The sequence below is a fragment of the Streptomyces sp. NPDC048288 genome, from assembly GCF_043201555.1.
GTDB lineage: Bacteria > Actinomycetota > Actinomycetes > Streptomycetales > Streptomycetaceae > Streptomyces.
This window is the reverse complement of sequence record NZ_JBICZD010000004.1, coordinates 707,230-721,588: the sequence shown is the minus strand read 5'-3', so window position 1 is coordinate 721,588 and position 14,359 is coordinate 707,230. Positions and strand designations below refer to the sequence as shown.

Below are 14,359 nucleotides of genomic sequence, written 5' to 3'. Positions count from 1 at the left end.
TCCGTGGAAGACACGCGGATCATCGAGTACTTGAAGCGGGTGACGGCCGATCTGCACCGGGCCCGCGCCCGGCTCCTGGAGCTGGAGTCGGGACGACAGGAGCCCGTCGCGATCGTCTCGGGCGCCTGCCGCTTCCCCGGCGGCATCGACTCGCCCGAGGACCTGTGGCGCGCGGTCGTCGAGGAACGCGACCTGATCTCCGCGATGCCCGCCGACCGCGGCTGGGACATCGACGAGCTGTACGACCCCGACCCGGACGCCGTCGGCCACATCTACGTCAAGGAGGGCGGCTTCCTCCAGGACGCGGCAGGCTTCGACGCCGCCCTGTTCGGCATCCCGCCCCGCGAGGCCCTCTCGATGGACCCGCAGCAGCGGCTGCTCCTGGAGACGACCTGGGAGACGTTCGAACGCGCGGGCCTCGACCCGCTCGGCCTCGCCGGTTCCCGTACCGGGGTGTTCGTCGGGATCCTCTCGCACGACCACGGCACCCGGCTGACGCCCGCGCCCGAGGGCTTCGAGGGCATGATCGGCGCCGGTACGGCGGGCAGCATCGCCTCCGGCCGGCTGTCGTACGTCTTCGGCCTGGAGGGCCCGGCCCTGACCATCGACACCGCGTGCTCGTCGTCGCTGGTGGCGCTGCACCTGGCCGTCCAGTCGCTGCGCAGCGGCGAGTGCGACCTCGCGGTGGCGGGCGGTGCCACCGTGATGTCGACGGTGGAGTCCTTCGTCGAGTTCTCCCGGCAGCGGGGGCTCGCCCCCGACGCCCGCATCAAGGCGTTCGACGACGCGGCGGACGGCTCCTCCTGGAGCGAGGGCGTGGGCACCCTGCTGGTGGAACGCCTCTCCGACGCCCGCCGCAACGGCCATCCCGTCCTCGCCGTGATCCGCGGTACGGCCGTCAACCAGGACGGCGCCTCCAACGGGCTGACCGCGCCCAACGGCCGTTCCCAGGCCCGCCTCCTGCGCACCGCGCTCGACCACGCCCACCTCACCCCGGCCGACGTGGACGTGGTCGAGGCGCACGGCACCGGCACCCGGCTCGGCGACCCCATCGAGGCCCAGGCCCTCCTCGCGACCTACGGCCAGAACCGCACCAGCCCCCTGCACCTCGGCTCCGTCAAGACCAACATCGGGCACACCCAGGCCGCCGCCGGGGTCGCGGGCGTCCTCAAGATGATCTGGGCGATGCGCGAGGGCCTGCTCCCGCGCAGCCTCCACCTCTCCACACCCACCAGCCAGGTCGACTGGACCGAGGGCAACATCCGCCTCCTCGACCGCGCCCTCCCCTGGCCGGAGGCCGACCGGCCGCGCCGGGCCGGGATCTCGTCGTTCGGCATCAGCGGGACCAACGCCCACATCATCCTGGAGCAGCCGGAGAACCCCGAGCCGCCCACCACCGAGGAACCTCCCGCCCGCCTGCCCCTGCTCCTGTCCGCCGCGAGCACCCAGGCCCTGGCCGCGCTGGGCGGACGCCTCGCCGAACGCCTGGAGACCGACCCCGCGCTCGAACTCACCGCCGCCGCCCATGCGTTGGCGACGACCCGCGCACTGCTCCCGCACCGGGCGGTCGTGGTCACCGACGACCGCGACAACGCCGTCAGCGGCCTGCGGGCGCTGGCCGAGGACCGGCCCGCCCCGCAGCTCATCACCGGAGAGGCCGGCCCCACGGGCCGGGGACCCGTCTTCGTCTTCCCGGGCCAGGGCTCCCAATGGGCAGGCATGGGCCGCGACCTGTACACGGACGACCCCACCTTCCGCGCATCGCTCGACGCCTGCGCCCAAGCTCTCGATCCGCTCACCGGCTGGTCCCTCATCGACACCCTCACGGGCACGGATGAGGGGTGGCTGGAGCGGGTGGACATGGTCCAACCGGCCCTGTTCGCGGTCATGACCAGCCTCGCCCGCCTCTGGATCGCCTCCGGCATCACACCAGCCGCCGTCATCGGCCACTCCCAGGGCGAAATCGCCGCCGCCCACATCGCCGGAATCCTGACGCTGGAAGACGCCTCACACATCGTCGCCGTCCGCTCCACCGCCATGCGCCACCTCTCCGGCCACGGCGGCATGGCCACCATCAACACCAACGCCGAACACCTCCAGGAACACCTCACCGGCCTCGACGCCACCATCGCCGCCCACAACTCCCCCACCACCACCGTCGTCTCAGGCACCCCCCAAGCCCTCGACCAACTCACCGAAACCCTCACCGCACAAGGCATCCGCGTCCGCCGCGTCCACGTCGACTACGCCTCCCACTCCCCCCAAGTCGACGCGTTCCACGAGGAGATCACCACCGCCCTGGCCGACGTACGCCCCCGACCGGCCACGCTCACCATGATCTCCACCGTGACCGGCGAACCCGTCCAGGGTCCCGAACTGGACGCCGCCTACTGGTACAAGAACCTCCGCCGCCCGGTGCTCTTCCACCAGGCCCTCACCCACCTCCTCGACACCGGACACCGCACCACCATCGAGGCCAGCCCCCACCCCGTCCTCACCCCCGCCATCGAGGAGACGGAGATCGCCACGGCGCTCTACACGCTCCGTCGCGACCACGGCACCCTCGCCGACTTCACCACCGCCCTCGCCCAGGCCCATGTCACCGGCACCACCCCCACCTGGCCGGGCCGGACCCCCGAGCACCCCGTGCCTCTCCCCACCTATCCCTTCCAGCACCAGCGCTACTGGCTGGAGTCGAGCCCGCTCGGCGCCCGTGCGCCGCATCCCGTGGCCACCACGGCAGCGGAGGAGAGTGCTCCGCGGGACCGGGACCGGTTCGCCGCGCTCTCGCCGTACGAGTTGCTCGACGAGATGCTGAACCTCGTCCGGCTGCACGCTGCCGTGGCGCTCGGGCACGACTCGCCGGAGCCGATCGTCCCCGAACGGACCTTCCAGGAGCTGGGGTTCGAGTCGCTGACGGCGGTCAACCTGCGGCGGCGGCTGGTCGCGGCGACCGGCTTCGAGCTGCCGGTGAGCGTGGCCTTCGACCATCCGACGCCCCTGTTGCTGGCCGAGCATCTCGCCGGGCTGGTGGGCGACGGGAGCGACGACGGCCTGGCCGACGCGACGGACGACGAGCTGTTCGCCCTGATCGACGCCGACGGCCCGCAGGAGGCGCGATGAGCGACGAGGCCCGGTTGCGGGAGTACCTGCGCAAGGCCACGGCCGCGCTGCAGGAGGAGCGGCGGAAGGTGGGCGAGCTGGGTGAACGGCTCGCCGAGGCGGAGCGGTCGCGCGGGCGGGATCCGGTCGTGGTGGTCGGGATGGGCTGCCGCTGGCCCGGGGGCATCGACACCCCGGAGGCGCTGTGGCGGGCCCTGGTGGAGGAGCGGGACTGCCTGTCCCCGTTCCCCGCCGGGCGGGGCTGGGACGTCGAGGGCATGTACGACCCTGAGCCGGGGGTCCCGGGCCGGTGCAGCGTGCGGGAGGGCGGGTTCCTGGAGGCCGCAGGGGTGTTCGACGCGGAGTTCTTCGGTTACTCGCCGGAGGAGTCCGCGGGGACCGATCCCCAGCAGCGGCTGCTCCTGGAGACCGCGTGGGAGGCCGTGGAGAGCGCCGGGATCGATCCGTCGACGCTGTCCGGGTCGCCCACGGGCGTGTTCGTAGGCCTCACCCCGCAGGGGTACGCGGGGACGGACGGCGGGCGGGAGCGGCCGGAGAAGGGCACGGACTATCTGGCCGTCGGGACGCTGCCCAGCGCCGCGTCCGGCCGGGTCGCGTACGCCCTGGGGCTGCACGGCCCGGCGCTCACCGTCGACACCGCCTGTTCCTCCTCGCTCTCGGCGCTCCATCTGGCCCGGCGCTCGCTGCTGTCGGGAGAGTGCTCGCTGGCGCTGGCCGCCGGGGTGACCGTGATGGCCGTACCCGATGTGTTCCTGGAGCACAGCAGACTGAGCGCGCTGGCCCGGGACGGGCGGACGAAGCCGTTCTCGGCCGAGGCCGACGGCGGCAACTGGGGCGAGGGCGTGGGGGTGTTGCTCCTGGAGCGGCTGTCGGACGCCGAGCGGGGCGGGCATCCGGTGCTGGCGGTGGTGCGGGGCTCGGCGGTGGGGCAGAACGGCACCAGCAACGGCCTGGCCGTGCCCAACGGGCCGGGGCAACGGCGGGTGATGGCACGGGCGTTGGCGGACGCCGGGCTGTCGGGCGCGGACGTCGACTATGTCGAGGCGCACGGCACCGGCACCCCGCTGGGGGACGTGATGGAGGCGGAGGCGATGCTCGCCGTCTACGGCCGGGAGCGCCCGCCGGAGCGGCCGCTGCTGTTCGGGTCGGTCAAGTCCAACCTGGGCCATACGCAGTCGGCGTCCGGGATGGCCGGGATCATGAAGGCGGTGCTCGCGCTCGGGTACGGCACGGTGCCCGCGACCCTCCACTGCGAGCCGCCGCTGGAGACCGTGGCGCGCAGCGGCGGGGTGCTGCGGCCGGTGCCGGCGGCCGTGCCGTGGCCGCGGACGGACCGGCCCGAGCGGGCGGCCGTGACGGCGCTCGGCGCGGGCGGCACCAACGGGCATGTCGTCCTCGAAGCCCCCGCCCACCCGCCGTGGCCGGCGGACGCGCCCCCGGGATCACCGGATGTACGGCCGCTGCCCTGGCTGTTGTCCGCGAAGGACCCGGCGGCCCTGCGCCGGCAGGCCCGCAGACTCCTCGCCCACCTCGACGCGCACCCGGCGCGCTGGTCCGACGCGGACATCGCGTACTCCCTCGCGGTGACCCGCGGTGTCTTCGGGCACCGGGCGGCGGTGGTCGGCGCCGACCGGGGGCAGTACCTCGCCGGGCTGCGGGCGCTGGCGGACGGGGAGCCGTCCCTGTGGGCGCGGTCGGGGGCCGCCCGCACCGGCCGGACCGCGCTGGTCTGCGCCGACCCCGGCCCGTCCGGGCTGCCCTCCTACGACCGGCTGCCCTGGGAGTGGCCGGCCTTCCGGGACGCCGTCGCCGATCTGGACGAGGCGCTCGTCCCGTACACCGACGGACGGCCGCTGGCGAAGCTGCTGCCGGCGTCGGGACCGGACGCGCCGGTGGCCGCGTTCGCGCTGCACGTGGCGTACGCCTGGCTGTGGCAGGCCTGCGGGGTGGGTCCGGCGGCGCTGCTCGGCGAGGGCCGGGCCGGGCGCTGGGCCGCCGCCCATCTGCGCGGTGACCGCGCCCTGGGGGCGGCGCTCGCCGGGCTCACGGGCGGCGAGGCGCCACCGGAGGAGCCCGTCCCGGCGGGCCCGGACTCCGCGCCGATCCGCCTGCCCGCCGCGCCGGGTGCCCAACTCGACTCCTTCGCACACCAGTTGGCCGGCGCCTTCGTATCCGGGGTACGACTCGACCGGGAGGCGGTCTTCGGCGGGCCCGGGGTGCGGCGGGTGCCGCTGCCGACCTATCCGTTCGCCGGGACGCACCACTGGTACGCCCCGCCCACCGACCGCTCCCCCGAACAGAGGTGATCCGCCATGTCGTTGACCGACGCCGTCCTGTCCGGGGCCTCCCCCGGCGACCTGGAACGCGCCCCGCTGCCCGCGCACTTCACCGCCGCGCATCTGCGGGTGGAGGACGAGGAGGTGTTCGGCGACGTCCCTGACAAGGACGTCCGCCGCACCCTGCGCGTCGGCGAGGTCCCGATGCCCGAACTCGCCCCGGACGAGGTGCTGGTCGCCGTCATGGCCAGCTCGATCAACTACAACACCGTCTGGTCGGCGAAGTTCGAGCCGCTGTCCACTTTCCGCTTCCTGCGCGCGTACGGCCGGGAGGGCGGCTGGGCGGCCCGGCACGACCGGCCGTTCCATGTGCTGGGTTCGGACGCGGCCGGGGTGGTCGTGCGGACGGGCACCGGGGTGCGGCGCTGGCGGATCGGCGACCACGTGATGGTCAACGCGGCCCGGGTGGACGACCAGGAGCCGGCCAACCAGGCGGACGGCATGCTGGGCGAGCACCAGCTGGCCTGGGGGTACGAGACGAACTACGGCGGACTCGCCCACTACGCGGTGGCGCGGGCCAGCCAGCTCATCCCCAAGCCCCCGCATCTGACCTGGGAGGAGGCGGCGACGATCCCCGCCTGCGCGGGCACCGCGTACCGCATGCTGGTCAGCGACCGGGGCGCCCGGATGAAGCAGGGCGACGTGGTGCTGATCTGGGGCGCCTCGGGCGGACTCGGTGCCTACGCGGCCCAGCTGGTGAAGAACGGCGGCGGGATCGCGGTGGGCGTGGTCGGCTCGGAGGAGAAGGCGCGGGCCGCCCGGAAGCTCGGCTGCGACGTCGTCGTGAACCGGCAGGACATCGGCGTCGGCGACGACGAGGGCGACGACCCCGAGCTGACGCTCAAGGCCGGCAAGCGGATCGGGCGGATCGTCCGGGACGCGGTGGGTACGGACCCGGACATCGTGTTCGAGCATGTGGGCCGGTCCACGTTCGGTATCTCGGTGTTCGTGGTCAAGCGCGGCGGAACGGTCGTGACCTGCGGCTCCAGCACCGGTTACGTCCACCAGTTCGACAACCGCTATCTGTGGATGCGGCTCAAGCGCGTCCTCGGCAGCCATGTCGCCAACCTCCAGGAACAGGTCGAGTGCGCCCGGCTGTTCGCGCTCGGCGGGCTCGCCCCGGCGCTGTCCTCGCTGTTCCCGCTGGACCGGGTCGGCGAGGCGACCCGGCTGGTGCAGCTCAACCGGCACATCGGCAAGGTCGGTGTGCTCTGTCTCGCCCCCGAGCCCGGCCTCGGCGTCACCGCACCGGGCCTGCGCGCCCGGATCGGCGATGAGGCCCTGAACCCGCTGCGGGAGTTCGCGGCCGATCCGGCCACCCTCAGCTGACGTACACCCTTTATCCGGAAAGGCGGATCCCATGACCGACTCCACCCAGACGCTGCCCGTGCCGGAGGCCGTCGGCAAGCTGTACGACCGGCTCACCCTGACCGCGCTGAACGACGGCACGTTCAACCCCAACATCCACATCGGCTTCTGGGACACCCCCGACTCCACGGCCACCCTGGAGGAGGCGGTCGACCGGCTCACCGACGTGCTGATCGAGCGGCTGCTGGTGGACGACTCGTCGCACGTCCTCGACCTGGGCTGCGGGGTCGGCGGCCCCGGCATCCGGGTGGCACGGGAGACCGGCGCCCGGGTCACCGGGATCAGCATCAGCCAGGAGCAGGTGAAGACCGCCAACCGGCTGGCCGCGGAGGCGGGCCTCGCCGACCGGGCGGAGTTCCGGCACGCCGACGCGATGAAACTCCCCTTCGAGGACGGCACGTTCGACGCCGTGATGGCCCTGGAGTCGATCATCCACATGCCCGACCGGGAGCAGGTGCTCACCGAGGTTGCGCGGGTGCTGCGGCCGGGCGGCCGGCTGGTGCTGACCGACGTGTTCGAGCGGGCGCCGAAGCAGGCGGTGCCCCATCCGTCCATCCAGAAGTTCTGCCGCAACTTCATGGTGACGCTCGCCGACGCCGACGACTACGTCGCCATGCTGCACCGGGCGGGCCTCAGGCTGCGCGGGCTGCTCGACATCACCGAGCACACCATGCAGCGCACCTTCACCGAACTGGCCCGACCGACCGCCGGCACCGAGCGCCCGGAGGCCCTCGGCCAGACCAACCTGCCGGATCTGTTCCGGCCGTCCGACATGGTGGGCGTCGACGAGTTCGGCTGCCTGCTGGTGGCGGCGGTACGCCCCTGACCCCAGAGGCACCGCTCCCCCTGGCCGGCCGCCGGACCCCCTCCCGGCGGCCGGCCTCGTGCCCCCGGATCCGCGACAGCACCGGTGAGCGCCCGAGGCACGCGTGCCTCGGCAGGCCGCGCTCTCCGGGCCTTCCGGCAGATCCCCGCCTACCGCCGCCCCCTCCTCGGCCCACCCGACCCGTGCCCCCGGCCCGCGTACGCCCCCGGCCCCCGTCCCCCCTCCCCCGTCCGGCCCAACGCCGCTCAGCCAGAAGAGGCGGGCGGGCGTGACCGGTGTGACCGTGGTGGAAGGTATGGGCGCGGGCACGGATCCGAGGAGGCTGCATGGCCGAGGGACTGGTCGACGGCAGAGCGCCCCGCACTGCCCTGGCGGACGGCTTCGACCGGCCCGCGCCGACCTTCGAACAGATGAGCGCCGTCGCCGATGCCGTCCTCTACGAGGGCTATCTCCTCTACCCCTATCGGCGGTCCTCGCCGAAGAACCGTGCCCGCTGGCAGTTCGGGGTGCTGTTCCCCCGGGACTGGGTGGAGGCCGACGACCCGGTGAGTCCGGGCGTGTCGGGTTCGGCGGACTCCTGGTACCAGCAGACCGAGTGCCTGCTGCGGGTACGACGGCCGGACGCGACCGTGCGGCTGCGGGTGCGGTATTTGCAGCTGCAGCACAAGCAGGTCGAGGACGCCGAGCGACGCCCGGTCGAGTCGCTGACCTGCGACGACGGCACGGTGCAGCTCACGTTCGAGGAGGCGGTGCCGCGCGAGGCCGACCTCGTGGCCCCCCTGGCCGAGGGGGTGCGCACGGTCCGGGTGGGCGCCCCGGCCGGTACCGGCACCGAGCCGCTGCCCTCCGGCGGCGGGCGGGTCGTGCGCCGCCGGGAGGAGGTGCGGGCGAGCACCACGCTGGAGGCGGAGCGGCTCGGCGCGGACCTGTTCCGGATCCGGGTGCGCACCGTCAACGAGGGCCGTACGGCGGATCCGCGCGCCCCCCGTGACCAGGCGCTCCGCCAGGCCCTCATCGCCACCCACACCCTGCTGGGCGCCGAGGGCGCGGAGTTCGTCTCCCTGATCGACCCGGGCCCGGCCCGCCAGGAGGCCGCCCGGAACTGCCACAACGACTTCACCTTCCCGGTGCTGGGCGGTCCGCCTCCCGCCGTCGCCCCCGAGGACGGCTCGGTGTCCGCCCTGGTGCTCTCCTCGCCGATCATCCTCCCCGACCATCCGCAGGTGGCGCCGGAGAGTCCGGGGGATCTGCACGACGCCGGTGAGATCGACGAGATCCTCACCCTGCGCACGATGCTGCTGACGGACGAGGAGAAGCGGGAGGCCCGGGCCACCGACGCGCGGGCCGCCGAGATCCTCGACCGGGTCGACACCATGCCGCCGGAGGTCTTCGGCCGGCTGCACGGCGCCATCCGCTCGCTCGGCCCCGCCGACCGTCCCGCTCCCGCTCCCGCCGGGCGCCCCGCCTGGTGGCAGGAGGGCGCCGACGACGGGCTCTCCCCGGCCACCGACACGGTCCTCGTCGACGGTGTGCGGGTCGGCGGCGGCGCCCGGGTGCGGCTGCGGCCGCGCGGCCGGGGTGCCGACGCCCAGGACATGTTCCTCGTCGGCCGCACCGCGACCGTGGCCGCCGTCTTCCACGACGTGGACGGCAGCACGCACCTCGCCGTCACCGTCGACGACGACCCGGCGGCCGAACTGCACGGCTGGTACGGCCGTTTCCACTACTTCCGGCCCGACGAAGTCGAGCCGCTCGGGGGCACCGACGTCCCGGATCCAGAGACGGCGGCCGAGCCGTCCCCGGGGCCCTCTCCATCGGAGGCCTAGCGTATGAGCACCCACAACGGCACCACCACCGCCGTCGGCGGCGAACCCGCCCGGACCGGCGAACACCAGGGGTTCGACGAGATCACCATCCTGTGGATCTCCGAGGGCATGAGCTGCGACGGCGACACCGTCTCCGTGACGGCGGCCGACCAGCCGTCCATCGAGGACCTGGTGCTCGGCCTGATCCCGGGGATGCCGAAGGTCAACCTGGTCAACAAGGTGCTCTCGCCGAGCCTGGGCGGCGAGGACTTCCTCGCGCCGTACCGGAAGGCGGCGCGGGGCGAACTGGAGCCGTTCATCCTCGTCATCGAGGGCTCGATCCCGAACCAGAACATCATCGAGGGCGACGGCTACTGGACGTCCTTCGGCAACGACCCGGAGACCGGCCAGCCGCAGACCCTCAACGACTGGATCGACCAACTGGCGCCCAAGGCCTGGGCGGTGGTGGCCGTCGGCACCTGCGCCACCTTCGGCGGCATCCACGCCATGGCCGGCAACCCGACCGGCGCCATGGGTCTCGCGGACTATCTGGGCTGGGAGTTCAAGTCCCAGGGCGGGCTGCCGGTGGTGAACATCCCGGGCTGCCCGGTGCAGCCGGAGAACTTCATGGAGACCCTGGTCTGGGTGCTCTACCACGCCGCCGGCACCGCCCCGCCGCCCCCGCTGGACCACATGCTGCGCCCGCAGTGGCTGTTCGGCCGGACGGTCCACGAGGGCTGCGACCGCGCCGCCTACTACGAGCAGGCGACCTTCGCGGCGGACTACAACTCCCCCAAGTGCCTGGTGAAGACCGGCTGCTGGGGTCCGGTGGTGAACTGCAACGTGCCCAAGCGGGGCTGGATGGCCGGCATCGGCGGCTGCCCCAACGTCGGCGGTATCTGCATCGGCTGCACCATGCCGGGCTTCCCGGACGCGTTCATGCCGTTCATGGACGAGCCGCCCGGCGGCACCCTCTCCTCGCTCGCGATCAAGCCGTACGGGGCGGTCATCCGCCGGCTGCGCGGCTTCACCAACGAGCTGGTGAACCACGAACCCAAGTGGCGCCACAACAAGCGCAAGCTCACCAGCGGTTACGCCCCGCGCTGGCGCCCCTGACGCGCCACGGTCAGTCCCCCACCCCCAAGTCCCCCCACAGCAAAGGTCAGCGAACGCCGATGACAACCGAGGCCCGGCAGAAGGGGCGCAAGCCCGCGCAGATCGTGGACATGTCCTGGGATCCGATCACCCGGATCATCGGAAACCTGGGCATCTACACGAAGATCGACTTCGCCAACCGGGAGGTGGTGGAGTGCCACAGCACCTCCTCCCTCTTCCGCGGCTACTCCGTCTTCATGAAGGGGAAGGACCCGCGCGACGCCGGGTTCATCACCTCCCGCATCTGCGGCATCTGCGGCGACAACCACACCACCTGCTCCGACTACGCCCAGCAGATGGCGTACGGCGTCAAGCCGCCGCCGCTCGCCGAGCACATCGTCAACCTCGGCGAAGCGGCCGAGTACATGTTCGACCACACGATCTTCCAGGACAACCTGGTCTTCGTGGACTTCTGCGAGCAGATGGTCAAGGCCACCAACCCGAGCGTCCTGGCCCGCGCGCAGAAGACCACCGCGCCGCGCGGTGACATCCACGGCTACCGGACCATCGCGGACATCATGAAGGCCTTCAACCCCTTCGAGGGCGAGGTCTACAAGGAGGCCCTGAAGGTCTCCCGGACCACCCGCGAGATGTTCTGCCTGATGGAGGGCCGCCATGTGCACCCCTCCACGCTCTATCCGGGCGGTGTCGGCACCATGCCGTCGCCGACCGCGTTCACCGACTACCTCAGCCGGCTGATGCACGTCATCGACTTCGTGAAGAAGGCCGTCGCCATGAACGACGACGTCTTCGACTTCTTCTACGAGGCGCTGCCCGGCTACGAGGAGGTCGGCAAGCGTCGTATCCTGCTCGGCTGCTGGGGCGCCTGGCAGGACCCGAAGGTGGTCGACTACAAGTACGAGAACATGGACCGCTGGGGCAAGGCGATGTACGTCACCCCGGGCATCGTCGTCGACGGCAAGCTGGTCACCAACAACCTGGTCGACATCAACCTCGGCCTCAGGATCATGCTGGGCTCCTCGTTCTACGAGGACTGGGTCAACGAGGACCCGTTCGTCACCCACGACCCGCTCGGCAACCCGGTCGACATGCGCCACCCGTGGAACCAGACGACCCTCCCGGTGCCGCAGAAGCGGGACTTCGAGGGCAACTACAGCTGGGTGATGAGCCCCCGCTGGTACGACCAGCGCACCGGCGACCACCTCGCCCTGGACACCGGCGGCGGCCCGCTGGCCCGGCTCTGGTCGACCGCGCTGAGCGGCCTCGTCGACACGCCGTACATCAAGGCCACCGGACACAGCGTGCGCATCTCGCTGCCCAAGGGCGAGACTCTGCCGGAGACCACGCTGGAGTGGAAGATCCCGAAGTGGTCCAACACCCTCGAACGGGACCGCGCCCGGCCGTACTTCGTCGCCTACGCGGCGGCGATGGCCCTGCAGTTCCTGGACGAGGCGATGGGCCTGGTCCGGTCCGGCGACACCAAGGTGTTCGAGGACTTCGAGGTGCCGGACGAGGCGATCGGCTGCGGCTTCCACGAGGCCGTGCGCGGGGTCCTCTCCCACCACCTGGTGATCAAGGACAAGAAGATCGCCAACTACCACCCGTACCCGCCGACCCCGTGGAACGCCAGCCCCCGCGACAAGTTCGGCACCCCCGGCCCCTACGAGGACGCCGTCATGAACCAGCCGATCTTCGAGGAGAACGGCCCGGACGACTTCAAGGGCGTCGACATCATGCGCACGGTCCGCAGCTTCGACCCCTGTCTGCCGTGCGGTGTCCACATGTACACCGGCAAGGGCAAGACCGTGACGGTCACGCACTCGCCGACGTACGGGGCGAACCATGGCTGAGGGCCGGCTCGACGGCCCGGCGGTCGAGGCCCGGCTGGCCCGCCTGGACTCGCTCCTCGAGGACCTGGAGTCCGTTCCGGGCCCGGCCGGCGGCAAGGCGGTCGAGGCGGTGCGCCTGCTGACCGAGGTCTACGGCGAGGCGCTGGCCCGGATCCTCGACCGGGCGGACCCGCCGCTGACCGACCGGCTGGCCGACGACGAGCTGCTCGACCACCTCCTCGTCCTGCACGACATCCACCCCGACTCCCCCGAGCGCCGGGCCGCCCGCGCGGTCGAGCGGCTGCGCCCGGCGGTACAGGAGCGCGGCGGCGACGTCGAGTGGGCCGGGGTGGAGGGCGAGGTGGGCCGGGTGCGGCTGGAAACCGGCAGCGGTTGCGGCTCCGGGTGCGGCGGAGGTACCACGGAGGTGACCGACGCGGTCCGGGAGGCGGTGCTCGCCGCGGCCCCCGAGCTGTCCGACGTGCAGCCGCTGCCGCAGGCTCCGGCGCCCGCCTTCGTCCCGCTGGACTCCCTGCGCCGGCCACAGGAGGCCCGGTGACCACCGACGGAGCCCTGGCCCGCCTCATCCGTTCCGCGGCCGACCACCGGCCGGCCGCGGCGGCGGAGGTGTGCGACCTGTGCGCCGCCCCGGTCTCCGCCGACCACTCACACCTGTACGACACCGGGCAGGCGGAGGTCCGCTGCGCCTGCCGGCCCTGCTCGGTGCTGTTCGCGGAGACGCCCCGGGGCGAGGGCCACTTCCGGCTGATCCCCACCCGCCGGGTCCGCCTCCCGAAGGTCGACACCGCGGCCCTCGGGGTCCCGGTCGGCCTGGTCTTCTTCGTACCGCGGGCCGACGGCTCGGTCACCGCGGAGGGGCCGAGCCCGGCGGGGGCCATGCGCTGGCAGGTGGACGCGGCGGCCTGGCAGCGGGCGGTCGCGGGCTGCCCGCCGCTGGCCGACATGGCCCCCGATGTCGAGGCGCTGCTGGTCAACACGGTCCACGGCCTGGACCACCACTGGATCGTCCCGGTCGACGACTGCTTCCGCATGCTCGCCGTGGTCCGCCGGGAATGGCGCGGGCTCTCCGGCGGCGGCCGGATGTGGCCGGCCGTGGAGCGTTTCTTCGAGGAGCTCACCGAGCGGCCCTGAGCCGAGCGGCCTCGACGAACGGCAACACCGGAAGGAGAAACCACATGGGCAACATCAGAGTGGGCCGAGCCCAGGCCAGGCCCGACACGCCGTCCCACGTGCCCGGCATACACCAGGGCAACGAGGGGCCGTACAGGAAACAGACCGGACACCACCAGGACGGCACCGCCGACGCGCGGCGCTCGACCAACATCGACTGGAAACGTCACGACGTCCTCCTGGACGTCATGCCGAACATCCCGCCGGGATGACACAGATCAGGGAGTTCCCCGGATGTTGATCCAACGGAAAAGAGCAGGGACGACGGCTCAGCGCGTGCTGACCGCCGAGGTCGCCGTGGTCAGCGCGCTGGTCCTGGCACTGGCCGTCAGCCAGCTGCCCAGCCTCGTGCGTGAGCTGAAGATCTGGCGCATCGCCGGTGGCCTGCGCGCGGGCCACCGGTATCCGTGAGTCCGGCGTGCACGAACTGTCGATCGCGACCGCGATCGTGGAGCAGGCCGACGAGTGGGCCCGGGCGGACGGGGCGGACACCGTGTCGACGGTGTCCGTCCGGGTCGGCGAGCTCTCGGGGGTCGTACCTGACGCGCTGGACTTCGCCTTCGAGATGGCCCGGGACGGCACCGCCCTGGCCGGCGCCCGGCTCGTGGTCGAGCAGGTGACCGCGCGGGCCTGGTGCGGTCCCTGCGGCGAGGAGTTCGCCGTGGGCATGCCGCCGTTCTTCTGGTGCCCGCGCTGCGACCGGCCCTCCACGGAGCTGCGCAGCGGCCGGGAGCTGGAGATCACCGCGGTCGAGTGAGCCCGCGG

12 protein-coding genes are annotated in these 14,359 nt (G+C 72.7%); all 12 read left to right on the top strand.

The genetic code is table 11. The features are described from left to right. The first annotated feature begins 3 nt into the window (after positions 1-3). Positions 4-3,123, top strand: a complete 3,120-nt coding sequence (locus ACGFZS_RS18525) for a type I polyketide synthase (RefSeq protein WP_393795963.1) — start codon at positions 4-6, stop codon at positions 3,121-3,123. Next, positions 3,120-5,429 (top strand): type I polyketide synthase, encoded by a 2,310-nt coding sequence (locus tag ACGFZS_RS18520; protein WP_393795962.1) that lies wholly within the window; start codon positions 3,120-3,122, stop codon positions 5,427-5,429. Before ACGFZS_RS18525 ends, ACGFZS_RS18520 begins: the two co-directional genes overlap by 4 nt. A 6-nt stretch (positions 5,430-5,435) precedes the next feature. After that, a complete protein-coding gene (ccrA, locus tag ACGFZS_RS18515) occupies positions 5,436-6,788 on the top strand; it encodes a crotonyl-CoA carboxylase/reductase (protein ID WP_393795961.1) in 1,353 nt (450 codons plus the stop codon). A 31-nt stretch (positions 6,789-6,819) separates the two neighbouring features. Beyond that, a complete protein-coding gene (locus ACGFZS_RS18510; protein ID WP_393795960.1) occupies positions 6,820-7,653 on the top strand; it encodes an SAM-dependent methyltransferase in 834 nt (277 codons plus the stop codon). Positions 7,654-7,979: 326 nt separating this feature from the next. Beyond that, positions 7,980-9,479 (top strand): hypothetical protein, encoded by a 1,500-nt coding sequence (locus ACGFZS_RS18505; protein ID WP_393795959.1) that lies wholly within the window; start codon positions 7,980-7,982, stop codon positions 9,477-9,479. Positions 9,480-9,482: 3 nt separating this feature from the next. Then, positions 9,483-10,574 (top strand): hydrogenase expression protein HypE, encoded by a 1,092-nt coding sequence (locus ACGFZS_RS18500; RefSeq protein ID WP_355729381.1) that lies wholly within the window; start codon positions 9,483-9,485, stop codon positions 10,572-10,574. Between the two features lie 59 nt (positions 10,575-10,633). Next, entirely contained in the window at positions 10,634-12,424 is a 1,791-nt protein-coding gene (locus tag ACGFZS_RS18495) for a nickel-dependent hydrogenase large subunit (RefSeq protein WP_393795958.1), read from the top strand. Beyond that, positions 12,417-12,962 carry a NifU family protein gene (locus tag ACGFZS_RS18490; RefSeq protein WP_393795957.1) on the top strand — a complete coding sequence of 182 codons (546 nt, stop codon included), beginning with the start codon at positions 12,417-12,419 and terminating at the stop codon, positions 12,960-12,962. Before ACGFZS_RS18495 ends, ACGFZS_RS18490 begins: the two co-directional genes overlap by 8 nt. Further along, complete coding sequence (locus ACGFZS_RS18485; protein WP_393795956.1) at positions 12,959-13,555, top strand: DUF5947 family protein; 597 nt, start codon at positions 12,959-12,961, stop codon at positions 13,553-13,555. The genes ACGFZS_RS18490 and ACGFZS_RS18485 overlap by 4 nt, the downstream gene beginning before the upstream one ends. Positions 13,556-13,599: 44 nt before the next feature. Then, positions 13,600-13,806 carry a hypothetical protein gene (locus tag ACGFZS_RS18480; RefSeq protein ID WP_393659248.1) on the top strand — a complete coding sequence of 69 codons (207 nt, stop codon included), beginning with the start codon at positions 13,600-13,602 and terminating at the stop codon, positions 13,804-13,806. 22 nt (positions 13,807-13,828) lie between these two features. After that, positions 13,829-14,005, top strand: coding sequence for a hypothetical protein (locus tag ACGFZS_RS18475; protein ID WP_393659246.1), 177 nt, complete (start codon positions 13,829-13,831; stop codon positions 14,003-14,005). A gap of 7 nt (positions 14,006-14,012) precedes the next feature. Further along, the gene (hypA, locus tag ACGFZS_RS18470) at positions 14,013-14,351 is read left to right on the top strand and encodes a hydrogenase maturation nickel metallochaperone HypA (protein ID WP_365678580.1); all 339 of its coding nucleotides are present in this window, start codon (positions 14,013-14,015) and stop codon (positions 14,349-14,351) included. Positions 14,352-14,359 lie beyond the last annotated feature (8 nt).

Coding starts and splice junctions, on each gene's coding strand:
- ACGFZS_RS18495 (WP_393795958.1), top strand. CDS start 10,634: ATGACAACCGAGGCCCGGCAGAAGGGGCGCAAGCCCGCGCAGATCGTG.
- ACGFZS_RS18500 (WP_355729381.1), top strand. CDS start 9,483: ATGAGCACCCACAACGGCACCACCACCGCCGTCGGCGGCGAACCCGCC.
- ACGFZS_RS18510 (WP_393795960.1), top strand. CDS start 6,820: ATGACCGACTCCACCCAGACGCTGCCCGTGCCGGAGGCCGTCGGCAAG.
- ACGFZS_RS18505 (WP_393795959.1), top strand. CDS start 7,980: ATGGCCGAGGGACTGGTCGACGGCAGAGCGCCCCGCACTGCCCTGGCG.
- ccrA (WP_393795961.1), top strand. CDS start 5,436: ATGTCGTTGACCGACGCCGTCCTGTCCGGGGCCTCCCCCGGCGACCTG.
- ACGFZS_RS18490 (WP_393795957.1), top strand. CDS start 12,417: ATGGCTGAGGGCCGGCTCGACGGCCCGGCGGTCGAGGCCCGGCTGGCC.
- ACGFZS_RS18520 (WP_393795962.1), top strand. CDS start 3,120: ATGAGCGACGAGGCCCGGTTGCGGGAGTACCTGCGCAAGGCCACGGCC.
- ACGFZS_RS18475 (WP_393659246.1), top strand. CDS start 13,829: ATGTTGATCCAACGGAAAAGAGCAGGGACGACGGCTCAGCGCGTGCTG.
- ACGFZS_RS18480 (WP_393659248.1), top strand. CDS start 13,600: ATGGGCAACATCAGAGTGGGCCGAGCCCAGGCCAGGCCCGACACGCCG.